Origin of the sequence: Gardnerella pickettii (genome assembly GCF_029226345.1) — a bacterium.
Classification (GTDB): Bacteria; Actinomycetota; Actinomycetes; order Actinomycetales; family Bifidobacteriaceae; genus Bifidobacterium; species Bifidobacterium piotii.
The window spans coordinates 1,324,340-1,347,559 of record NZ_JAKNCU010000001.1 but is presented as its reverse complement, the minus strand read 5'-3'; the positions used below and the strand labels follow the sequence as shown (position 1 = coordinate 1,347,559).

Annotated in this window: 17 protein-coding genes; 7 read left to right on the top strand and 10 right to left on the bottom strand. The window is 41.9% G+C overall.

What is annotated here, in order from left to right; all coding sequences use genetic code 11:
- Positions 1–139: 139 nt before the first annotated feature.
- Positions 140–2,896, bottom strand: coding sequence for a phosphoenolpyruvate carboxylase (locus tag MAF46_RS05445; protein ID WP_060785764.1), 2,757 nt, complete (start codon positions 2,894–2,896; stop codon positions 140–142).
- A 194-nt stretch (positions 2,897–3,090) separates the two neighbouring features.
- On the opposite strand from MAF46_RS05445, the gene MAF46_RS05440 reads away from it, so the two are divergent.
- Positions 3,091–4,896 carry a threonine/serine exporter family protein gene (locus MAF46_RS05440; protein ID WP_060785765.1) on the top strand — a complete coding sequence of 602 codons (1,806 nt, stop codon included), beginning with the start codon at positions 3,091–3,093 and terminating at the stop codon, positions 4,894–4,896.
- Between the two features lie 115 nt (positions 4,897–5,011).
- On the opposite strand, the gene trpS is transcribed toward MAF46_RS05440, so the two are convergent.
- Positions 5,012–6,103 carry a tryptophan--tRNA ligase gene (gene trpS / locus MAF46_RS05435; RefSeq protein WP_020757601.1) on the bottom strand — a complete coding sequence of 364 codons (1,092 nt, stop codon included), beginning with the start codon at positions 6,101–6,103 and terminating at the stop codon, positions 5,012–5,014.
- Between the two features lie 155 nt (positions 6,104–6,258).
- Between trpS and MAF46_RS05430 the strand changes: the two genes are divergently transcribed.
- Positions 6,259–6,684, top strand: a complete 426-nt coding sequence (locus MAF46_RS05430) for a DUF3073 domain-containing protein (protein ID WP_004131217.1) — start codon at positions 6,259–6,261, stop codon at positions 6,682–6,684.
- Positions 6,685–6,761: 77 nt separating this feature from the next.
- Here the strand turns inward: MAF46_RS05430 and MAF46_RS05425 are convergent, their stop codons facing one another.
- The gene (locus MAF46_RS05425; RefSeq protein ID WP_004131216.1) at positions 6,762–7,226 is read right to left on the bottom strand and encodes a sterol carrier family protein; all 465 of its coding nucleotides are present in this window, start codon (positions 7,224–7,226) and stop codon (positions 6,762–6,764) included.
- Between the two features lie 243 nt (positions 7,227–7,469).
- Here MAF46_RS05425 and MAF46_RS05420 point away from each other — a divergent pair, with 243 nt between their 5' ends.
- Positions 7,470–9,953, top strand: a complete 2,484-nt coding sequence (locus tag MAF46_RS05420; protein ID WP_060785766.1) for a glycogen/starch/alpha-glucan phosphorylase — start codon at positions 7,470–7,472, stop codon at positions 9,951–9,953.
- A gap of 192 nt (positions 9,954–10,145) precedes the next feature.
- Here MAF46_RS05420 and MAF46_RS05415 read toward each other — a convergent pair whose 3' ends face one another.
- Positions 10,146–10,358, bottom strand: coding sequence for a hypothetical protein (locus MAF46_RS05415; protein ID WP_004131212.1), 213 nt, complete (start codon positions 10,356–10,358; stop codon positions 10,146–10,148).
- Between the two features lie 218 nt (positions 10,359–10,576).
- Here MAF46_RS05415 and MAF46_RS05410 point away from each other — a divergent pair, with 218 nt between their 5' ends.
- Together MAF46_RS05410 and MAF46_RS05405 are read left to right on the top strand one after the other, a co-directional pair.
- A complete protein-coding gene (locus tag MAF46_RS05410; RefSeq protein ID WP_018639895.1) occupies positions 10,577–11,278 on the top strand; it encodes a rhomboid family intramembrane serine protease in 702 nt (233 codons plus the stop codon).
- Between the two features lie 214 nt (positions 11,279–11,492).
- Complete coding sequence (locus MAF46_RS05405; protein ID WP_060785767.1) at positions 11,493–12,806, top strand: THUMP-like domain-containing protein; 1,314 nt, start codon at positions 11,493–11,495, stop codon at positions 12,804–12,806.
- Between the two features lie 104 nt (positions 12,807–12,910).
- Here MAF46_RS05405 and crgA read toward each other — a convergent pair whose 3' ends face one another.
- The gene (gene crgA, locus MAF46_RS05400; RefSeq protein WP_004131207.1) at positions 12,911–13,312 is read right to left on the bottom strand and encodes a cell division protein CrgA; all 402 of its coding nucleotides are present in this window, start codon (positions 13,310–13,312) and stop codon (positions 12,911–12,913) included.
- A 76-nt stretch (positions 13,313–13,388) separates the two neighbouring features.
- Between crgA and MAF46_RS05395 the strand changes: the two genes are divergently transcribed.
- Positions 13,389–14,180 carry a DUF881 domain-containing protein gene (locus tag MAF46_RS05395; RefSeq protein ID WP_060785883.1) on the top strand — a complete coding sequence of 264 codons (792 nt, stop codon included), beginning with the start codon at positions 13,389–13,391 and terminating at the stop codon, positions 14,178–14,180.
- Positions 14,181–14,189: 9 nt separating this feature from the next.
- On the top strand, positions 14,190–15,305 hold the full coding sequence (locus MAF46_RS05390; RefSeq protein WP_060785768.1) for a class E sortase: 1,116 nt from the start codon (positions 14,190–14,192) through the stop codon (positions 15,303–15,305).
- Between the two features lie 231 nt (positions 15,306–15,536).
- Here MAF46_RS05390 and pknB read toward each other — a convergent pair whose 3' ends face one another.
- From pknB to MAF46_RS05365, 5 genes are read right to left on the bottom strand one after another with little or no spacing between them, the layout of a single operon-like run.
- Positions 15,537–17,597 (bottom strand): Stk1 family PASTA domain-containing Ser/Thr kinase, encoded by a 2,061-nt coding sequence (pknB, locus tag MAF46_RS05385; protein WP_004131204.1) that lies wholly within the window; start codon positions 17,595–17,597, stop codon positions 15,537–15,539.
- Positions 17,594–18,559, bottom strand: coding sequence for a serine/threonine-protein kinase (locus MAF46_RS05380; RefSeq protein ID WP_004131203.1), 966 nt, complete (start codon positions 18,557–18,559; stop codon positions 17,594–17,596). The genes pknB and MAF46_RS05380 overlap by 4 nt, the downstream gene beginning before the upstream one ends.
- Entirely contained in the window at positions 18,556–20,022 is a 1,467-nt protein-coding gene (locus MAF46_RS05375; protein ID WP_032835980.1) for a peptidoglycan D,D-transpeptidase FtsI family protein, read from the bottom strand. The genes MAF46_RS05380 and MAF46_RS05375 overlap by 4 nt, the downstream gene beginning before the upstream one ends.
- Positions 20,015–21,454 carry an FtsW/RodA/SpoVE family cell cycle protein gene (locus MAF46_RS05370; RefSeq protein WP_004131199.1) on the bottom strand — a complete coding sequence of 480 codons (1,440 nt, stop codon included), beginning with the start codon at positions 21,452–21,454 and terminating at the stop codon, positions 20,015–20,017. The genes MAF46_RS05375 and MAF46_RS05370 overlap by 8 nt, the downstream gene beginning before the upstream one ends.
- Positions 21,451–23,220, bottom strand: a complete 1,770-nt coding sequence (locus MAF46_RS05365; RefSeq protein ID WP_060785769.1) for a PP2C family protein-serine/threonine phosphatase — start codon at positions 23,218–23,220, stop codon at positions 21,451–21,453. Before MAF46_RS05365 ends, MAF46_RS05370 begins: the two co-directional genes overlap by 4 nt.

Genomic DNA, 23,220 nt, shown 5'->3' with positions numbered 1-23,220 from the left:
AAAATTTTTGACTTAGAATATATTGTATCTTTCGTAGTAAATAAGAATTTTGTTTAAGAATATAAGCCTATTATCAAAAAAGCTCCCGTATTTCAATTCGCAAATACGAGAGCCTTCTTGATTCAGTAATTTATTAAAATCATCCAGTGTTTTGCAAGCCTGCAGCAACACCAGAAACTGTGCAAAGAATCAAGTAAATAAACTCTGCTTGCTGACTTTCGCTAAGCTCTTCTTTATCTACCTTGTTGCGCAACTTATGCAATGCAAGTGACTGAATCACAGAAAGCGCGTCCACGTAAGGCGAGCGCACGCGGATTGCCTGGCCAAGCACATGGCGATGTTGCAACGGCCACTTATCTCCAACAATTTGCAAAACCCACTTGCGCGTAAGTTGCATTTCCGAAAGCACCTTGTTGCTCAAATCTTCGCGATCTCCAAGGCTTAGATACATGCGAGCAATGCGCTCATCCGTTTTAGCCAAAGACATCTCAATGTTGTCAATAAAAGTGCTGAAAAGTGGCCACTCTTCGTACGCTTTGCGCAAAGTTTGCAAGTCGCCAAACTTTTCGCAAGCTGTACCCAAGCCGTACCACGCTGCCAAGTTGATTCGAGCTTGTGCCCAAGAGAACACCCACGGGATTGTACGCAAATCATCCAAAGACTTTGCGCCAAGGCCTCGCTTTGCAGGGCGAGAGCCAATTGGAAGCAAACCAATCTCACTAAGCGGAGTAACGGTTGAGAACCACGGCGTAAAGTCATCTGTTTGAAGCAAATCAATAAAACGATTATGCGCCGCAACATCAAGCTTTTGAGCCATATCCGCATACTTGTGCGTCATCTCTGTGTTTGTTTTCTCCACGCTTGGAGCCGACTGAAGCAAAGTTGCTGCAGCAACAGATTCCAAGTGGCGAATCGCCAAAATTGGGTTTCCGTATCGAGCAAAAATCACCTCGCCTTGCTCAGTAAGCTTAAATCTGCAATTTACTGACCCAACTGGTTGAGCCAAAACAGCACGGTTTGCAGGGCCTCCACCTCGTCCAACAGCGCCACCGCGACCGTGGAACAGCGTTAGGTCAATATCGTGCTTTTTAGCCCACTGAGCAATGCGCTCTTGAGCAGAATGCAAAGCAAGCGTTGCAGAAGTAGGGCCTGCGTCTTTGGAAGAGTCGGAGTAACCGAGCATAACTTCCATCTTGCGGCCAGTGGCCTTTAAGCGAGCTTGAACTTCTGGAATCTTAATGATTTCTTCCAGAACATTAACCGAATTTTGCAAGTCTTCAAGCTGCTCAAAAAGCGGGATTACATCGATTGTTGGCGCATCTTGTGGGTGAGCAAACGCAAGGCGATTAAGCTCAAACACATCGCGAACATGCTGAGCAGACTTTGCAAACGATATAATGTAGCGGCGAGCAGCGCGCATACCATTTCGCTTTTGAATAGCACCAAGCGCGCGGAAAGTGTCTAGAACTTCGCGAGTCATTGGCTGAAGCGGGCCGCGCTCCCCATGCAAACCGTGTTCGCGAATATCTTCCAAAGCGCGAGAATGCACGAGCGAATGCTGACGAAACTCCATTTCCACCATGTGGAATCCAAATGTTTGCGCTTGCCAAATAAGATCTTGCAATGGACCATAAGCCGCGCGCGAATCGCCAGCAGCCGCAAGCGACCTTTGCACAATGTGCAAGTCTTCAATAAAATCTTCGCAAGAATGATACATTATGTCTGTATCTCGGCTAATCGTTCTGTGCAAACGATCTGCCATAACAAGCATAACGGCTCTATGTGGCTCGCTGTTGGAAACGTCGGATGCGCTTTCCGTTAGCTGCTCGCTCATTTCTCGCTGGCGATTCCAAAGCTCCAAAAGCTCAACACTTGGAGGAGTTGTGCGCGTTTCCATTGTTAAGCATTTTCCAACTTCACGCGTGCGCTCTTCTAGAGCAGCAAGAACGTGGTCGCTAAACTTCCTAGCAACTTGCCTGCTAACTTTTGCTGTAACATTTGGATTTCCGTCTCTATCGGAGCCAATCCAGCTTCCTGGATGGAAGAACGCTGGGCAACGCGGTGACACTAAGCCAGCCTTCTTACCTAGCAACCAATCGTCAAATCTGCGATAAACCAGCGGAATCGTGTTAAACAAAGTGGCGTCAAAAATGTCTAGAATCGTGTCCGCTTCTTCAACAGGAGTTGGCTTTTTAAGTGCGATTGGAGATGTACGCAACAATGCGTCAATCTCGTTGTATAGCTTACGATAATTCTCGCGCTTATCCGATCCGCCTAAAGTATTGTGCTTACTTAAAAGCTGCGATATTCTGCGGATTTTACCAGCTACAGCCTTGCGCCTAGCTTCTGTTGGGTGCGCAGTAAAAACTGGGTGGAACTCAAGCTTTGCAAGCAATTCCTTAGCTTGCGCAGGGCTCATTTCTGTAAGCAACTTGTGATATGCGCAAGTTAGCTCGTTCACTGGATCTACTGGATTAGAATCCTCAACGCCGCATTCGCGCTGATGCAGCACAGAAACCCTGTAGTTTTCTTCGCAAAGATTTGCAAGATGGAAGTATGTAGCAAACGCGCGCGCAAGCAATTGCATATCTGGCAAATCCATGCCATTGATTTTTTCTACAGCCTTGCTTAGTCCGTCGTTTTCTGTTTCTTGAGCATCAAGCATTTGATTAAAGTGTGCTGCACTTGCGTCTACAGCATTTAAGCGCACTTCGTCAAATACGGTTAATAATTTTTCATCAAATTCGCCTAAAACATCGCGCAGAATATGCAAGCACAAATCCATGTCTTGCTTAAGCGATGCTGGCAGTTCGCGCTCCTCGGGGCCTTTTCGCCCTAAACCAGACGTTACAATAGTTGCGTCTGCTGGAGTTACCTGTTGATTTTGAGTTGTCATCAGACCTCCTTGTGCTAGTCATAAGGTTGCTTGGTCGTTTGACTTCCGCGGCTCCTCCGCGGTTATTTAGGTCAAAAGTTGCAAGCCCACAGCCTTTGTTTCCAGCGAGATTCCAAAATAATTGTGAACCGACCTTAGGACTGATTTTTTATATAAATTTTTTATAGGCAATGCAATGCGTATACTAAAAAATTGTGAGCATAGAAGAGAATAACGCGGATAGCAGCGATAGCAATAACGTCAATAATAACGGCAGCAACAGCGATAGCAATAAGCCGCAAATACTTTCGACTGGTCATATTGTTGGAAAGCCTTCTGGGCGCTTTCAAACGCACGCGATTCCGCTAGATATGGAAGATGTTGAGCGCGATTGGGATAAACCAGTTACGCAAGCTGGAATTGCAGCAAAATCCAGCATTATTATTCGCGTTGGCGCTTTAGGTTTAGGCGCTGGAACTGGAAGCTACCGCGTTCGCGAGCTTATGCACCGCGTTGGCGAACCTATGGGTGTAAATGTTCGTGCAGACGTTAATTTAACCGATATTGAAGCTACTTGCACAGATAAGCATGAGCGAATTACAGAAGTTGTTGATCTTCCTACTACTGGCGTAAACACAGAGAGAATTTGGCTTCTCGAACATTTTGCAGATTGGTTTAACGTTAAACTTGGAAACGATTCCTTATATCATTCAAAAGCCACTGTTTCCAAGGAATTAGTAGACACTCTTCAAGCTAGCAGTAACGAGAATGCGATTGTTCAAACAGCTAAGCAGTCGGAGGAGCACGCTGCAAAAGTCGAAGAAAAAATGGCAATTCAAGAGGCGATTCGCAAAGAAAAACCTCGCGGAATTTTTGCGCTACAGCCAGAAAAAACGTATGTTGAGCATTTTTCTCACGTTCAAAATGTCAAGAATGTTAAAAATGCTCAAAATAGCCAAAATAATTTGAATTCAGATCTTAAAAACAATTCCACTACTTCCTCTAACGCAAATCCTGCTGGCGATTTCTCCGCGCCGCTTACAGTTCGTCAAGTTCACGACCGCTTAGACTTAATCAAAAACCGCAAGCCTCTTTATAAACCTTGGTTTGCTGGCCTTGCCTCTGCAGTAGCATGCGCATCCTTCGCATTTTTGCTTGGCGGCGGCGCTTACGATATGCTTGGCGCTTTTATTGGCGCTGGAATTGGCCACTACGTTAGAAGACGCATGTTTATGCATCATCTAAACCAATTCGTTGTAACGTTTATTGCTGTTGCTGTTGGCGCTTTAAGTTGCATTGCTTCTTTGCGCATTATTGGTTGCTTTGACCCTTCTGCTTTGCATCACAATACGGCTTATATTGGCTCTGTTTTGTTTGTAATTCCAGGCTTCCCGCTTATTACAGGCGGCTTAGATATTGCTAAGATTGATTTTCCTTCTGGCATTCAGCGGCTTTGCTACACAATGGCGATTATTCTAATGGGCACTCTTGCAGGCTGGATGGTTGCAAGCCTTGTTCAGCTAGACCCTCAAGGCTTTACTCCGCTTGGCTTAAATCCTTGGCTTAATGCTGTTCTTAGAATGATTACAGCGTTTGCAGGCGTGTGGGGATTCTCCGTTCTGTTTAATTCTCCTCAACGAATGTGTTTTGTTGCTGGAATAATCGGAGCAATTACCGATACTTTGCGCTTAACAATGGCTGATTTTGGCGTAGCTGCAGAGATCGCAGCGTTTACTGGCGCTTTGCTTGCTGGTCTTTTGGCTTCCGCTTGGCGTGCAATTGTGCATAGAGGCTGGGCGCCGCAATACTTGGGATATCCGCGCATTGGTCTTACGGTTCCATCTATTGTGATTATGGTTCCTGGACTTTATATGTATCGCGCAATGTTCTATCTCGGTCAGTTTAATACTCTTCCTGCTTTAGACTGGACTTTCCGCGCGTTTATGGTGATTATTTGCTTGCCATTAGGGCTTGCAGTTGCGCGCGTTATAACAGATAAAAGCTGGCGATACGACATTTAGTCATAAGCTAATAAACATAAAACGCCCAGCTACTACTGGGCGTTTTATTTATGCGCGTTCTATTTGCATGCAATCAAAATATGCAATCAAGAAAGCTTTATCAAGCAAGAATTAATCAATACTTCATATTCATTGCTTCGCGTACTTGATCAAGTGTTTCTTGTGCAATCGCAGCAGCTCGCGCATTTCCATCATGCAAAATATCTCGAATTGAATCCATATCTTTGGCCAATTCCGCTCTACGCTGGCGGTGTGGAGCAAGGAAGTTGTTTACAGATTCAATAACGTACGCTTTTAGTGCTCCTGCGCCCGCGTTGCCGATTTCTTGCGCAATATCTTTTGGATCTCTGCCTGTAACCAAACCAGCAGTAGTCAAAAGCGCAGAAACTTGCGGACGAGCCACTGGGTCAAAAGTAATTGTGCGCTCAGAATCAGTTGGACTCTTCTTAATCAGCTTTGCTGTTTCTTCTGCACTTGCGCCAAGCATAATCGAGTTTCCGTAAGACTTGCTCATCTTGCGGCCGTCTAATCCTGGGATTTCTGGCGTATCCGAAAGAATTGCAGCTGGCTCTGGAAAAACAGGATTCTTCTTTGCGTATCTCTCATTAAATCTGCGAGCAATCGTGCGCGTAATCTCAATATGCGGCAAATTATCTTTGCCAATTGGCACAACATTTGCTTTGCAAAACAGAATATCGCAAGCTTGATGCACTGGGTATGTAAGCAAAAGTCCTGTTAAGGCATGACCAGAAGCTTCCATTTCGGCTTTAACAGTAGGATTTCTATGCAATTCGGCTTCTGTAACTAAAGACAAGAATGGCAGCATAAGCTGGTTTTCTGCAGGCACAGCGGAGTGCGTAAAAATCATGGTTTTCTTAGGGTCAATTCCAGCAGCCATGTAGTCAAGAACAAGGTTTAGCACGTTATCTTCTACGCGCTCAACAGTGTCTCTATCCGTAATCACCTGATAGTCTGCAATAATCACGTTTGTGTTTACGCCAAGATTTTGCATTGCGACACGCTCGCGAATCGAACCAAAGTAATGACCTAAGTGAAGTCTTCCTGTTGGCCTATCTCCCGTAAGCATTGTAAAGGAGCTAGGATTTGCTTTTAGCTTCTCAAGCGTTGCGTCTGAACGTTTTTGAGCTGCCACAAAGCTTGCGCTTATCTCGTTTCCAGCAGCTGTAACCTGTGCTTCTTCTGCCATTTCTAACTCCTTACACACGCAATTTTTCTTGCGATTTTTACGCCTAAAATATGGCTTTTATGGTAAAAGTTCACTCAGACAATATACTCTGTTGCGGCAAAGTGGTACGCTCTTGTGTGATGAATTGATTGTTTCGGTAAATTAGAGGGGGTCAGATGGGCCGCGGACGACAGAAGGCAAAGCAACAGAAAATTGCCCGTAAGCTCAAATACCTGACGACCGATACGGATTACGACGAGCTTGCTAAAGAGCTTAATACTCACGAGCCTGGTCAAGGATCCTTCGATCCGTTTGAATCTGATAGCTACAAGAATGAGGATTATCTAGATAATCAAGATGATTCCGAAAGCTTATCTGTAGAAGATGATTCTAAAGACACCAACACTAATGCTGGTAATGATAGTGTTGGTAGCTTGCATGATTCCGTTTCGAGTGGAGATGACGATTTAGACGACTACGCCGAGTGGGCTGCTCAGTCTGCCGCTCAGGCCGCTACTAAAGACAAGTCGTCTAGCAATTCTGGCGTTGTTCATCATCACATTCCTATGCCTATGCCTAGTTTTATGCATAAGAACAAGTAATTTTTGCACAAGAATTTGCACAAGAACGCTTAATTCTATATGTAGATAAGCATGTAGGCAAATACCCTTAGTTAGCATTAATTATTAAAAAGAGCTTTTGTAAGTTCGGGCAGCAAATTGCTTAAATCGTCTCGCTCTCCAACTGCGCTTATATTCCCAATTTGCTGCTCGTAATCCCATTTTGTTATTGCGCAAGAAAGTCGCAACCAAACATCTGGGTCAAGTTCTATAACATCTGGCGGTGTTAAATTATGCGGATCTGAATGTGGTCCTTCTAAGATTTTTACAGCTCCCCAAGGCGCCACTCTTACCTCTACAGCGCATCCTGGAGCTATATGCTCTAGCACATAAAGCGAGTATCTAACAGCCATTGCTTCATCGTTTACGCTAACGCCTATTTCGCTTGTGTTTATGCAGCACAAATCTTTTTTATTGTTCGTAGAATCTATTTTCATAGAATTTATATAAGATTTTGCACTATTTACCCACGTTTCAAACGATTTTTTAGCGCCACTTATATCCGCTTCTCGTATAACAGCCATATTTGAATTATCTCACGAATTGTCTAAGTATTATTTGCGATTTTAATGTTGTTTTATAAAAGTCATATTGTGAATAATTATTAATAAGGGTTTGGGGTTGTGGTATCATCAACAATGAAAACGTGTGCATTGCCGCGTACCGTCTTGTTAAGTGCAATTTGGCGCGGCTACAACCAGCATAATCAAGGGTTGCTATTCGCACATTTTAGGTAAATATATTATTCACGGCACAAGGAGTCAAATATGACTAAACACGTCGCGCCTAAAGCCAAGACTACTGCGGCGGCATTTGCCAAAGAACTTCAAGAAAATCTGAAGTACACCCAGGGTGTCACCCCAGAACAGGCCACTACGGCTGATGTGTATGTTGCCGCTGCTACCGCTGTCCGTCGTCATTTGATGGACTCTTGGATGCAGACACAGCATGACATGATTAACGGAAACACAAAGGCTGTTGGCTATTTAAGCGCAGAGTTCTTAATGGGCAAGCAGCTTGAAAATGCTTTGCTTAACGCTGGCCTTACCGATCAGTTCAACAAGGCTGTTACAAAGCTTGGTTTTGAGCCAAAAGATGTTATCGATGCTGAGTATGAGCCAGGTTTAGGTAACGGCGGTTTGGGTCGTCTCGCAGCCTGCTTTATTGACTCGCTCGCCTCTATCGGCGTTCCAGCATTCGGCTACGGCATCCAATATCGTTACGGCATTTTTAAGCAGCGCTTCGACGAGCAGGGCAAGCAGGTAGAAACCCCTGATTACTGGCTTAGCAACGAAGAGCCATGGGGTCACGTTGACTACGGCAGAGATCAGCGCGTTAACTTCGGCGGCGAAGTTGTTGAAGAAAACGGCAAGCGCGTTTGGAAGCCAGCATGGGCTGTTCGCGCAGTACCAGTTGACTACATGGTTCCAGGCTACAACTCTGGTCGCGTAAACACTCTTCGCTTGTGGACTTCTAAGTCTTACGACGAATTTGATTTGCTCACCTTCAACAAGTCTGAGTACTTGGATGCTGTTAAGCCACAGGTTGAAGCAGAAAACATTTCTAAGATTCTTTATCCAGAAGATTCCACTCCACAGGGCAAGGCTTTGCGTCTTGAGCAGCAATACTTCTTCGTAGCTGCTTCTATTCACGACGCTATTCGCGTGTTCTATCCTGGTCAAGATAAGCCAGATCTTACAACCTTCCCAAGCAAGATCAACTTCCAGTTGAACGATACTCACCCAGTTATTGGTATTCCAGAGCTTATGCGCGTTCTTATGGACGAGTACGGCTACGATTGGAACACCGCTTGGGGCATTACTACTAAGACATTCAACTACACTTGCCACACGCTTCTTCCAGAAGCTTTGGAAGTTTGGCCAGCCAAGCTTATTGGCGAACTTTTGCCACGCCACCTTGAGATTATTCAGGGCATTAGCGAGCAATTCCGCAACGAGCTTCGCAGCAAGGGTGTTTCCGAAGATCAGGTTGAGCGTATGCGCATTGCTACCGACGCCGACGAAAATGGCGAAGGTGCTGTAGTTCGCATGGCTTACTTGGCTACCTACGGCGGCTCTTACGTTAATGGCGTTGCTGAGCTTCACTCTGAGTTGTTGAAGGATGTTACATTAAAGGACTTCTCCAGCGTTTACCCAGATAAGTTCAAGAATGTTACTAACGGCGTAACTCCTCGTCGCTTTGTGCGTTTGAGCAACCCACGCATGTCTGCTCTTATTACTGAGGGCTTGGGCACCGACGCATGGCAGGGTGATTTGGAGCTTCTTGAAGGTTTGAAGCCATTGGCTGACGATCCATCCTTCGTGAAGAAGTTCGCTAAAGTCAAGCAGGAGAACAAGCTTGCCTTCGTTGATTTTGCAAAGCACAAGTATGGCTTTGAAATCAACCCAGACACTATGTTTAACACCATTGTTAAGCGTTTGCACGAGTACAAGCGCCAGTCCATGAAGATCCTCCAGGTTATCTCCACATACGCTGGAATCAAGAATGGCACAATCGACGTAGACAAGATGCTTCCACGCACCGTGTTCTTCGGCGCTAAGTCCGCTCCAGGCTATGCTATGGCAAAGCTTACTATTCAGCTCATCAACAATGTTGCTCGCGTTGTAAACAACGATCCAGCATGCAAGGGCAAGCTTGCAGTGTTCTTCCCAGAGAACTACAACATTGAACTTGCTATGAACTTGATTCCTGCAACCGATTTGGATGAGCAGATTTCTCAAGCTGGTAAGGAAGCATCTGGCACTGGTAACATGAAGTTCGCTTTGAACGGCGCTTTGACTGTTGGTACTCTCGACGGTGCAAACGTTGAGATTCGTGAACGCGTTGGCGCTGAGAACTTCTTCCTCTTCGGCATGACTGTTGACGAGGTTGAGAAGCTCTACGCTGAAGGCTACGATCACGGCGGCTCCCGCAAGTACTACGAGTCCGATCCTCGCTTGAAGACAGCTGTAGACATGGTTGCTGACGGTACATTCTCCAACGGCGACAAGAGCGTGTATGAGCCACTCGTCAACGATTGGCTTACTCACGATTACTTCATGGCAATGGCTGACTTTAGCTCTTACATGGATATTCAAGCTCAAATTGAGGAAACTTACCGCGATCCTATGAAGTGGGCACGCATGGCTGTGTTGAACGTAGCCAACTCTGGTTACTTCTCTTCTGATCGCTCTATCGAAGATTACCTCGATCGCATTTGGCACACTGGCGCTCTTCCAATTGCCGAATAATTATGTAAAAGCATTTTAATATTGCTTTAATAAAAGCTGTGACTAGCGTTTGTTGGTCACAGCTTTTTTATTTATAAAAATGACTAAAAAACGACTATCAAAATAAAAATAAGGTGTGAAGCTATGCACTACGAGTGCAATACTTCACACCTTATATAGCTAAAGATTTGAGTATAAGAATTTTAATTCTAACTAAGCCTCAACTGCCTTAGCTGCTTCAGATTCTTCCTTATCTTCTTTTTCTGCGCCTATGTTAATTGGCGAAGAGCTGTTCTCCCATGGCTGCTCCCATGGATCGTAATCAGGATTATGCTGCTTGTAAACATACAATGCTGCAATACCTGCGAGCAGTGCTCCAAAGAGCAGTGCAAAGAACTTCCAACCGCCAGAGGACCTGTTCTCCATGATGGCTCCTTTCGTTAAGCTGACCTGCTCGTCCAAGTCAACGTTTGTATCGAGTTTACTCGTGTATTCACTATAATAGTGATTTTTTTTAACACTTGCATCTTTTTATTATATTTTTATGCACAAAACACCATAAATCTTACAAAACATTTTTAATGACCATTATGGTTGCTACTTATGTATGCAAATTTGTGTATGCAATTAGATAATGTTATTTTATGAACAATTTTGACATAAACACTATTGTTAAGCGCTTTAAAACTAATTGCAAAACCGCAACGTATTCAATTATCTACATTTGCGTGTTTGTGTGGATTATTGAGATGATTCTTCACACTTTTTTGCCAAGCGCATATCAACTATTTGTTGAAAATACTGCTTTTGCGCCATTTTTGATTACAAAAGCAAGCTGGACTTGGTTTACGTCTATGTTTGTTCACGCGCCAGAACTTACGCACATTCTTTTTAACATGATTTGCTTGTATTCGCTTGGCGTAGAGCTTGAGAGATTCTTTGGTAAATGGAAGTTCTTTTTCTTATACGCTATTAGTGGGCTTGGTGGATGCGTTGCAACTCTACTTTACTCAAAGCTTACACAAGACTGGGTGATTGCAGCTTATGGGGCTTCGGGAGCGATTATGGGTCTTATTGGCGCTCTTTTGGTTGCGCAATGGCGACTTGGCGAAAGTGTTAATGGAACTTTAATTTGGATTGGCCTAACGCTTGCAATGCCTCTTTTGGTTCAAAATATTGCTTGGCAAGCTCATATTGGTGGAATTGTTACTGGAATAGTTCTGTCTGCTTTACTTGGCACTAATAATCCTCTTCTTAAAAAAGCATCTTTTAATGAGCGATTTGCTGTTTACTCTTTACTAATACTTATTGTTCTTCTGGCAATAAGCGCATTCTGTTTGCAATAAATAGCGTTAAATTACACGCGTGTAGTTCTCCACAATTGTGGACATAAATGTGCATAACCTGGGTATAACATGGGTATATCTAAATAAGTTATCCACATTGTTATACACAATCGTTGATAACTCTGCATTTTTAGCCATGTTAACAAGTGTATAAAAGTTATCCACATTTTTGGAAAATTGTGACTTTCTCTAAACCTTAATTAAAAATAGAATTATGCAATCTAACAACATTCACACAAAACAACTACAAGATCAAAATCAGCAAACTATTGATTTTATTCTTCAAAATCAAAACACAAACCCAAAAGAAGCTGCACTAAAAGCGTCTAATAACCCAAACGTGAATGTTGCTTTTGCTGTTAATCAAATAAGCGGAAAGCAGATTGCAAAAACAAAACTGCCAATGTGGTATAAAAACAATCAAGTTATTTACCCATCACATATTTCTATGGAACAGTGCTCGTCGCAAGCAACCGCGCAATATAAAGCACGCATCGCAAATCGTCTTATAAAAAACAACAATATTGATAAGTGCAAAACAACTCTAATCGACTTAACTGGCGGATTTGGAGTAGATTGCGCAATTATGAGCCAAGAGTTTTGCAAAGCCATTTGCGTAGAAACTCAAGAAGAACTATCGGCCATAAGCCAGCACAATATGACTGTTATGCGCTTAAACAATGTTCAATGCGTAAACTCAACAAGCGTAGAAGTGCTAGAAAAAGTAGACTACGCAACGATTATTTATATTGACCCAGCAAGACGAGATAAAAGTGGAGCTAGAACGTACGCGATTAAAGATTGCACACCTAATGTTTTAGAGCTAAAACAACGCATGCTGCAAGTAGCAAAATTTGTGATTATTAAACTATCTCCAATGCTTGATTGGAGAAAAGCTGTTTGCGACTTTTGTGGAAACGTTAGTCAAGTACACATTGTTTCACACAATAACGAGTGCAAAGAGCTGCTTTTAGTATTAGACTCAAACATGCATTCGCATATTGAAGTTTATTGCGCAAACAACGATTCAGTAACCGTTTTTAACGCAAAATACAATCCAGACTTAAATAAAGTAGAAGAAGCGCAAGAGACGCAAGAATCGCAAGAATCACACATAAAAAGCGAGCAAAACTCAAATGATTCAATAAGAGATTGGAAAAACTGCGCTAAATATGCCTATGAGCCAAATTCTTCAATTATGAAGTCGGGATGTTTTAAGATTTTAAGCTCTAAATACAACGTGTTTCAAATCGCAAGCAACAGCCACGTTTTTATATCTTGCGAATATAAATCAGATTTTCCTGGAAACATTTGGAAAATAAATAATATTTGCAGCTTAAACAAAAAAGAAATCAGTAAAGCTCTTTCTAAAATAACTTACGCAAATATTGCAACATACAATTTTCCACTAAGCGTAAACGACTTAAAGAAAAGGCTTAAGTTAAAAGACGGTGGAAACACTAGGATTATTGCAACTACCGATTCTAAAAATAATCATGTTCTTATTTGTGCAAGCAAAGCGGAGTAATAAACACACAAAGCACGCATATAAAAATGGCTGCACGCTTATTACATGCAGCCAAAATCAAATATTATCTACAAGCTATATAAAGCTATCAAGCTATATACAAACTATCTCCAGCACATTGTCATTAAGAACCCAGCCATAACCAAGCATGCTGCAATCAAAAGATTAAACGCTCCAATTCCTGGAATTGGCAAAGCAGGATTCAAGTAATAAATAACAGCCCAGAACAAGCCAACAATCATAAGCGTGCAAAATAGTGGAACAAACCATCCAGCATTAGCTTTAGTGCCCTTAATGGACTCTTCAACTCTGCGAGTATTTTCTTCTTGACGCTTCATCATGCGCTGTATTTGCGGAGACAACGACTCTTTATCGGCAGTTGCGTTCAAAACAGCTTCAACCTGTTCCATAGGAACACCATACAAGTCTTCTTTAGAAGAGTTTTGAGATTCATCCACATCGGCAGATGAAGTGGTATTCAATTTATTCAATTCTTCGTCAGCCATAACAGTAACACTCCAATCAATCGGCTACACGCTATAATAATAGTTACACTCGAACGCAAGAAGAAGAATGGGTAATATGGCAAAACAAACAGGTAAACACGGCGCTAGAAAATCGCTGTTAGGAAGCGTTGCCGTTGCCCTAGCAATTTGTTTTACTGGTTACTTATTCGTTACTAATTTGCGCATAAATCGTACTGCATTTGTAACTTCCGATACGGGGCAAATGGTGGAAAGAAATTCTCAAAGAGCAAAATCTTTGAGAGAAGAGGTTAAAGAGTTAGATTCTAAAGTTAATCTTCTAAACAAAACGTTAACAAGCAGCGCAAGCGGGTCTGATTCTTCCGACGATACTGGCGCAAGCACAATACTTCCAGCAATACAAGGACCAGGAATTACTGTAACGCTAAACGATTCGCCACTTTGGAAAACGGCCGTAAACGGGTCTGGAAGCTCCGCAAACATAAATGACTATGTAATCCACCAACAAGATATAGAAGCCGTTGTAAATGCCCTATGGAAAGGCGGAGCGGAGGCTATAACAATTCAGGGTCAAAGAATCTTGTTTAATTCAGCTGTTGTTTGTATTGGAAATGTGCTTATGTTGCAAGGCCATCAGTACTCGCCACCGTATAGAATATCTGCTATTGGCTCAATAGAAGACATGATAGAATCGTTGGATAATTCTCCAGCAATTCAAACATATAAAGACTATGTCAGTACTTTTGGGCTGGGATGGAAAGTGGAAAAAAGGGGGAACCTAAAGTTCTTAGAGTCGTCTGCATTATTGCAGCCTCTAAGGTTTGCATCGGTTCCAAAAGATGCAGATATTATTGACAATATTCCCCAACACCATTCCACCAAACAATAAAGGAGTAAAATGAAGCGTTCTAACTACAAGCACGAACGTAGCGAAGCCAAAGCAACAAAGGCTAGCGCACTTTGGACAATAGCTGGCGTTGTTGGAGAACTTCTTATAGCTTTTGCAGTTGTTTGCGCATTGTACATTGTCTGGCAAATGTGGTGGACGGGCGCTCAATCCGAGCATGTACAGTTTGAAACCAGAGAGGCTGTTTCGTGGAAGAATCCTGCTGCTGGTAAAAAAACCAAGATTGCTCTTCCTCAAGTAGACGATCCTCCTAAATTGCAAAAAGTAAAGTATGGAGAACTTGTTGCTCGAGCATACATTCCTAGGTTTGGCGATCAATGGGAGCGCAATATTGTTGAAGGCGTTAGCCTAGAAATATTAAATAGGCGAGGACTTGCACACTTCCCTAAAACAGAAATGCCAGGAGAAATTGGAAACTTGGCTATTAGTGGTCACCGAAATGGTTACGGTCAGCCTTTAGCAGACGTTGACCGATTCCAAAAGGGCGATCCTATTATTATTCGTACAAAAGATTATTGGTTCGTTTATAAGTACGTTACTCACAAGATTGTTAGACCAGATCAAAGTGAAGTTCTTGATCAAGACCCAATAAATCACAGCAAGAATCCTAAAAAGCGCATGATTACGCTTGTTACTTGTGAGCCAAAATATTCAACTCCTGAGTTCCGCTTTATTAGCTTTGGCGAGTTTGATTATTGGGCTAAGGTTTCCGACGGTATTCCTAAAGAGCTTTCTACGGTAGATGCAAACGGTCAAGTTAAGTTTGTAAACAACGAACAGCAGTCCTTGGCTTCTAAGCTAGATTCACTTGTGCCAATTATGCTTATTGCTATGGTTGCGTACATTATTATCTTCGCTGCAGCAGCTATAGCTTGGCAGTGGCCTCTAAGACGTCAAATTCGAGCTGGATTAAAGCCAAAGCCAGAATTTAGCATTTTTGGCGGACTTATGCGCTTGCAGCCTGGTATTTTGCCAATAAGATTAGTTCTTTGTGCACTAATCTACGTAACAGCAATTGCAATTCTTATGCAATGGATATATCCGTTTGCTTCGGCAACAATTCCATTCTTAAGAGAAATGTCTGCATACACAACAACGATTTATTAAATCGCTACTAATAAGCTAGGAATCTATTAGTTTACAGTTTACTTGCCTAATTAGTTTTCTAGCTTATTAGATTACAAGCAGCTTATAAATCATTGGTTTGCTAGCTTATTAAAACAGCTTATTAAAACACAAACCTATTAATCTTAGTAGCTTACAAGTTAAATAGCTTACAAGTTAAATACAAATGCCGCCTAGCACCGTTAAAACAACGGCAAGATAGGCGGCTTCTTGTTATTTATCACTATTGCTTGTTGTTGCAGAAGATGAGCCAGATGTTGAAGTTCTTCCAGGCTTTGTAGTGGTGTCTACAGAAGGCTGGGGAGTTTTTACAGTAAGCGTTATTGTAGAGCCTTTATCTATCTTAGACCCTTCCTTTTCCGACATACTATCAACAATATCGTCATCTGTAGCGGAGCCATCAGCAACAACCTTAAAGCCCTTTGCTTCTAGTATTTGCTTAGCTTGCTTTAACGTTGATGTTCCAAGAGCAACATGAGGAACTTCTACCTTAGGTTTTCCTTTAGAAACATACACAGTTATAGCGCTATGAGGTTTTACAGCAACTCCAGAAGACGGATTCATTTTAGTAACCATTCCTTCTGCAACAGTGTCGGATTCTTCTTCTACGGTATTAACAGTAAATCCAAGATTTTGCAATTCTCCAGCAACAATATCTTTGGACTGCCCAACCATTCCATCTGGAACCTTAGTTAAGCCAGAAGAAATGTACAAAGTTACCATTGAACCTTTATCGGCAAACGAATCTGCAACTGGGTCAGTTCTAGTAACGTGATTCTTTTTAACGTCTGTACTATCTTCCACTCTAACGTTAGAAATCTTAAATCCTGCGCGCTCAAGAGCTTTTCTAGCGGCTTCTTGCGATTTTCCAGTAACATCTGGAACCTTAGTTGATTGAGGACCAATAGAGAACCAAACGCTAACTCTAGACCCAGACGCAACCTTCTCTCCACCTTTAGGAGATTGCTTGGTAAAAGTACCTTCTGGCTTAGTAGACTTATCGTCTTCCAAAATATCTGGAATAAGACCAAGCGCGCGAAGTTTTTCTTTAGCAGCATCTTGAGTTGTAGTTTCGCTAAACGTTGGAACAACAATATCTCCAGCTAGCTTACTGCGATTTAGCATAAATAGAATTCCGCCAACAACAATCGCGCAAACAATCGCAGACACAACAGAAGCAATAACAATGCGCTTACTTCTTTTTGCTTGATTTGCAGCGCGCTGAGCGGCTCTTGTGTTGTAGCCCGTATTTGGATACGCATCAAACTGGCCTGTAATCGCGCCAAAACTTTGAGTAGAGGCAGTGTCTGCCGCTCCAATAGCTTGAGTTGCAGCATTCTGCTCTGCCTGCTTTCTTGCGCGCATATTAGCTAAATCTGTTAGCGGATTAAATGCTGCTGCAACAGGAACACCGCCGTTCATAAACGCTAATATGTCGTTCTTAAATTCAGCAGCCGTTGCGTACCTATTCTGCCTATCTTTTGCCATTGCTTTTGCGCAAATCTTATCCCACATTGAAGGAAGACCTGGAACAAGCGTACTTAGAGGAGTTGCAACTTCTGAAACATGCTGATATGCGATTGCAACTGCAGAATCGCCAGTAAAAGGCGGCCTTCCAGTTAGCATCTCATATAATACGCATCCTGCAGAATACAAGTCGGATCTCATATCCACCTGTTCTCCACGGGCTTGCTCTGGAGACAAATATTGCGCGGTTCCAACAACACCTTGCGATTGTGTCATTGTCGTTGCAGAATCGTCTAACGCTCTTGCGATTCCAAAATCCATAACCTTAACAATGCCCTGCTCGGAAATCATAATGTTTCCAGGCTTAATATCTCGGTGAATCACGCCCATTCTATGCGAATACTCCAAGGCATTCAAAACTCCAAGCATAACTTGTTCGGAATCTCTTTGACTTAAAGCACCATTCATCTTAAGAATATCGCGAAGCGTTTTTCCTTTAACGTATTCCATAACAAGATACGGCAAATGCTCTTCTACGCCATTGTCGTCTACAACAGACTCTTCTCCAGAATCATAGATATTCACTATGTTTGGATTATTCATTTGCGCAATAGAATGTGCTTCTCGGCGGAAACGAGACAAAAAGATTTCGTCATTTGCCAAATCAGAACGCATGATTTTAACAGCAACGGTACGACCCAAGCGCTTATCTTCTGCGACTCGCACTTCGGCCATTCCACCGCGGCCAATCAATTCACCTAATTGGTACCGTCCATTCGCTAATGAGGTAGGCATTGTGTTACTCATTGCTGCTCCTTGCGGTCGTTATTATTCAAAATGTTAATAATATTAACTTGTGTTTTTGGAACACTTCTAACGCTGCGTTTAATGCGCTGAGCATTGGAAGAATCTATTGTGTTTTTATTGTTAAACGCTGTTTGCTGATCCAAAAGTCTTCTTTCAATTTTTGCAAGCACTTTTGAAACAACAAGAGCATCTTTAGGTCTATCTTTTGGATTCTTAGAAAGCATTGACATTACAAACTGTCTTAATTGAAGGTCAACACTATCTGGAAGAGGTGGAACAGGGTCATTAACGTGTGCGGCTGCAATATCTACAGGCGTAGTTCCAGTAAATGGCCTATGCCCACAAAGTCCTTCGTATGCAACAACTCCAAGAGAATAAATATCGGATTGTGCAGTTGCCTGCTCTCCTTGAGCTTGCTCTGGGGAAATGTATTGAGCTGTTCCAACAACCATTCCATCTTGAGTAATCTGCTCTTGGTCGCTAGAGTACGAAACACCAAAATCTGTTATCTTTACGCTTCCCGTTTCGGAAACCATAATATTTGCTGGCTTAACATCTCTATGAATAACACCGTGAGAATGTGCAACAAAAAGACCTCTTGCAGTTTGAATAAGTATAGGCAGCAATCGCGTTGGCTCAACAGTTTTTTCTTTATGATATAAGTCTGCTAAAGACTTGCTGGGAACATACTCCATAATCAAAAAGCCAATGCCATCATGCTCGTAGTAGTCAAACAACGCTGCAATATTTGGGTGAGCAAGATTGGCTGAATTATGCGCTTCTGCTCTAAGTCTGCGTAATTTAGCTTCAACATTGCTTGTATCGGTTCTAAGCGCTTTAACGGCAACAATCCTGCCGAGCTGTATATCAAAGCCCTTCCAGACTTCCCCCATGCCTCCTTGTGCAAGTCTTCTATCTAGTCTGTATCGATGATGAACTAACTGTCCTTCAACAAGTTTCATTGCTTAAGCGCCTCCTTCATCACCTGTCTCATAATTGGCCCTGCTGTAAGCGTTCCATACGTACTAGCGTTGTGAATAACAACTGCTACAGCTATTTTAGGATCTTGTGCAGGAGCAAATCCAATAACCCACCCATTAATAGCTTGATTTCTAAACCCAATTTGTGCTGTTCCCGATTTTGCTGCAACAGCAACATTTGGCAAAGAAAGATTTTGATTACTTTTTACAACTACACTTTGCATCATAGCATTGAGTTTTGCAGCACTTTGTGCGCTTAAAGCTTGACTCATAACGGTAGGCGTTGTTTGAGAAATAACAGACAAGTCACTAGACCTTACGCAATCAACAAGCGTTGGCTTCATAAGTGTTCCATTATTTGCAATAGCAGCTGCAATCATAGCATTTTGAAGAGGAGTAACCCTAGCATCTCCCTGACCAATTGACTGAAGAGCAAGTTTATCTTGCGTAGGCTTTTGATTAAGCAAAGACGCAACAACCCTCATTGGGAATCCTGTTGAATCAGATCCGTCTAAAGTAAATGAGCTAAATAATCCAAACTTTTTAGCCTGCTTAACAATCGCATCTGCTCCTAAAGAAACTCCTAGTTGTGCAAATGCAGTATTTGAAGAATAAGCTAGAGCATCTTCAAAAGATATTTGACCATTCAATCCGCTAGCGCTTGGAACAACATTTGTAAGATGAGTTTGCGTTCCTGGAAGAGTGTACGAAGATCCAGCTGGAATCGAAGTATTTAAATCATATTTTCCAGTTTCTAGCGCAGTTGCCGCAACAACCGTTTTGAAAGTAGAACCAGGAGCATAAAGTTCAGATATTGAATGATTTAGCATTGGATTATATATGTTAGATATAAGATCCTTATATGCTCTGTTTACTAAAGAAACATTGTGAGATGCAAGAGAAGAAGGATCGTAGCTAGGCGTACTAACCATTGCTAGTATTCTTCCAGTTTTTGGCTCTATTGCAACTAAAGCGCCATTCTTGTCTTTTAGCAGATTGTATGCAAGAGTTTGAAGCTTAGTGTTAATAGATGTTTCTATAGAAGCACCTCTGTTTTCTGCTCCTGTAAATAGAGACTTAAACTTTTGAAGGAATAGCGCGTCGGATTCTCCACTTAAAAGCTGATTTCTAGAAGCCTCTATTCCTCTATCTGCTCTTTGACTTATTGAATAATAACCCGTTATTGGAGCATAAGCAGGGCCGTTAAAATATGACCTTTGATACACGAATGCATCTTTAGATGGATCTGATTTCGCTAAAACAGTTCCATCGGATGCAAGAATTGCTCCTCTTGGAGCGCCAAATTCGTGATATAGCGCGCGCCTATTTCTAGGATCAGAATTTAATTCGTTTGCTTTTATAGATGTTATATACGTGCTAGAAATACATAAAACAACAAACAACACAATTACTGCACTAAAAAGCTGCTTCAAACATTTATTCATAAGATTCACCCCCATCTTCTTTAAGATTAGAGGAGTTAAGATTAGAGGACTTATTTTCTCTTTGCTTAAGCTCTCTTTCCCTAAGAGCAGCTAAAGCTTCGTATTGGAAAGTATCAGACGATATAGCAGCCTCTGGCTTATTAGCAGCATTAGATATAACAATCAAAATAGATGCAAGCAAATAGTTAGCAACTAGAGAAGACCCGCCAGCTGCCATATAAGGCATTGTTAAACCAGTAAGTGGAATAACAAGCGTGATTCCGCCAACAACAGTAAATACTTGGAACGCCATTGTAAAAACAAGACCAGATGCAAGAAGCTTTCCAAAACCGTCTTTAATCTTCATAGCAGTAATCATGCCCGACGCAATAATAATCATGTAAAGAATTAAGACTATAAACAAACCAGTTAATCCTAATTCTTCCCCAACCGAAGCGTAAATAAAATCGGAATTAGCAAGTGGCGTTAAAGAAGGATGACCTTGGCCTAATCCTGTTCCAGTTATACCTCCTGCAGCAAGGCCGAATAATCCAGTAACAATTTGAGCAGACCCGCCTGGGAATCTGTTGTAAATAACTGGGTCGTATGGGTTAAGCCAAGCGTCAACTCTGTATTGAACGTGTGCAAAAAGCTTAACAGCAACTAAACATCCAATTATAAATGCTATAAAGCCTATTGCAAGCCAGCCTTTTCTTCCAGTTGCAACGTAAAGCATAGAAACAAACATTGCAAAGAACATTAATGATGTTCCTAAATCGTGTTGCACAACAAGCACACACATAGAAGCAGCCCAAACAAGCGCTATAGGACCCATATCTTTGAATCGTGGAAGATGAATTCCAAAAATCTTTGTTCCACCAACTGCAAGTCTGTCTCTATGATCAAACAAGTATGCTGCAAAGAAGAAAGCTAAGAATAGTTTTGCAAATTCTCCTGGCTGAATAGTGTGGTTTCCAAAACCAATCCAAATTCTCGCTCCGCCAATTTCCTTACCGATTATTGGAAGCATTGGAGATAAAAGGAGAACAAGACCAATCACCATGCTAACGTACGAGAATCTTCTAAGAATCCTATAATCTTCTAGAACCATCACAAAAATTATGGATAATACAAGAGCAACACAAACCCAAATAAGCTGTTTCATAGCAACATTAGTGTTGTGCTGTTTATCTATTCTTGCAATCATAACAGTTCCAATAGCTGTAAGAAGAAGAATACAAGGGAGTATTACCTGACTAGAATAAGGCTTTTTTACAATCAAAACGCCCCACAAAACAAGGTATAACGCCGTTGTTAAAACAAGCATACCAACATAGTTTGCTGGAACGAATCCATCAATCCTTAGAAACATTTGTAAAAATGCTATTGAAGATATAATTACAGAAAACAGCAACAAAGATATTTGCTTAATGCGCATACTAAACATGTTCACGAGGTTTTACCTCCTGAATCATTGCTTGAATCTACAACTCCACTATTATTTCCGTCTTTATTATCTGAATTAGAAATAATACTTTTTGGCTTATTACCACGCTTCTCGCTTTCTCGAGCGCGCATTTCTCTTCCAATTAGCCTTGCATGACCTCTTGCTTCTTTAAGGCTGCTAAAACTAATACCTTCATCAAGCTGATCTTGCCAAGACTTATCTAAATTCTTAACTCTAATATTTGTTTCTTCAATCTGGTGTGAAAGCTCTAATCCAAATATGTTAGTAGGAACACCTTGGTAAATAACTACTTTGCCGTTTCCCTTGCCAATGTAGTATTGCTTTTGAGTCCAAGAATAAACAAGATAAGCTCCACAAGCAACAATCGCACACACAACAAGCGTTGCAAAAGCAACACCTATTCTCATCCATCTTCTTCTAATTCTATTTGCTTTGTGTGCTTCTGCTTGTTCTCTTTTAACAGCACGCTGAACATCTGGATCCCTAGGATCTGTTGATATTCTACCGTTCTTCTTTTTTACAATAGGAATCTCGTTTGTGTCTGTAGACCTTAGCTCCTCTTCATTTCTTAAATGCGAAGGCTGCACAAGACGAGTGGTTTCTGCAATTTTCTCATCTTTTTCCGCCGATTTTGCGTCTGTTTGTATAAGAGCAGCAGCTCTTTGAGCAGGAGAATCCTTACCTTCACGCAATGGTGGCGTAGAAGAAACAGCCTTATTAACAATATCTGCTATAGACTCTAAATCTTTGCTTGCAGCACCGCCAATTAATGGAGTTTGGTGAGGCAAGTCAAAAGCATCTGCGTCTAGTGCCAAAGTTGCATCCGCTATAACAGCAGTCGCATTATCTGTGCTTCCTGCTTTAAGTGCCATAGAAACAAGTTTTTGAGCACACTCTTCTTGATTAGATACAGTGCTCATAACTTCTTGAATTGTGGAATCTTCTAACACTCCACACACACCATCCGAGCACAAAAGCCAACGATCAGAAGGGTGTGCCTGCCTAATAGCAATATCTGGCCTTGGGTCAATATCAAAATCACCTAAAACGCGCATAACAACATTTCGCTGCGGATGATTTCTTGCTTCTTCTGGCGTAATGTGACCCGTGTCTATTAAATGTTGAACGTAACTATGGTCGCAAGTCATTCTTATAAGATGATTATCTCGCAACAAGTACGCTCTAGAATCACCCAAATGTGCAAGAACCCAGTAACCATTTACAAGAGATACGGCTGTTACTGTTGTTCCCATTCCAGCAAGTCTGCGCTCTCTTTTGGCTTTGCCAACAATTGCGTCGTGAGCAGCCATAATCGAGGTTTCCATCATTGAAGAAACAGCTTTTACATCATTTGGCCTTGAATCTTGCTCAATGTGCGCTAAAGACCTAATTGCGATTGTAGAAGCAGTATCTCCTCCAGCATGACCGCCCATACCATCGCAAATAGCGGCCAATCTTTCTCCAGCAAACGCAGAATCTTGATTATTGCTTCTAACAGTACCAACGTCGCTAACAGCTGTTGAATACATAAACAACGCTTTGTCTATAAAATAGGCCTTATTTAAGTTTTGTTCTTCACTTTTTACAGCATTATTTACTGGATTATTATTTGTATCGCTGCTATTTGCAGACTCACTACTTACAACATTTGCAACGTCACTACTTGAAACGTTATTACTTGCAGAATCAACTTGATCTTGCTGCTTTTGATTACTTGTTTTATCTTCAATGTTTGAATCGAATTGCGCCAT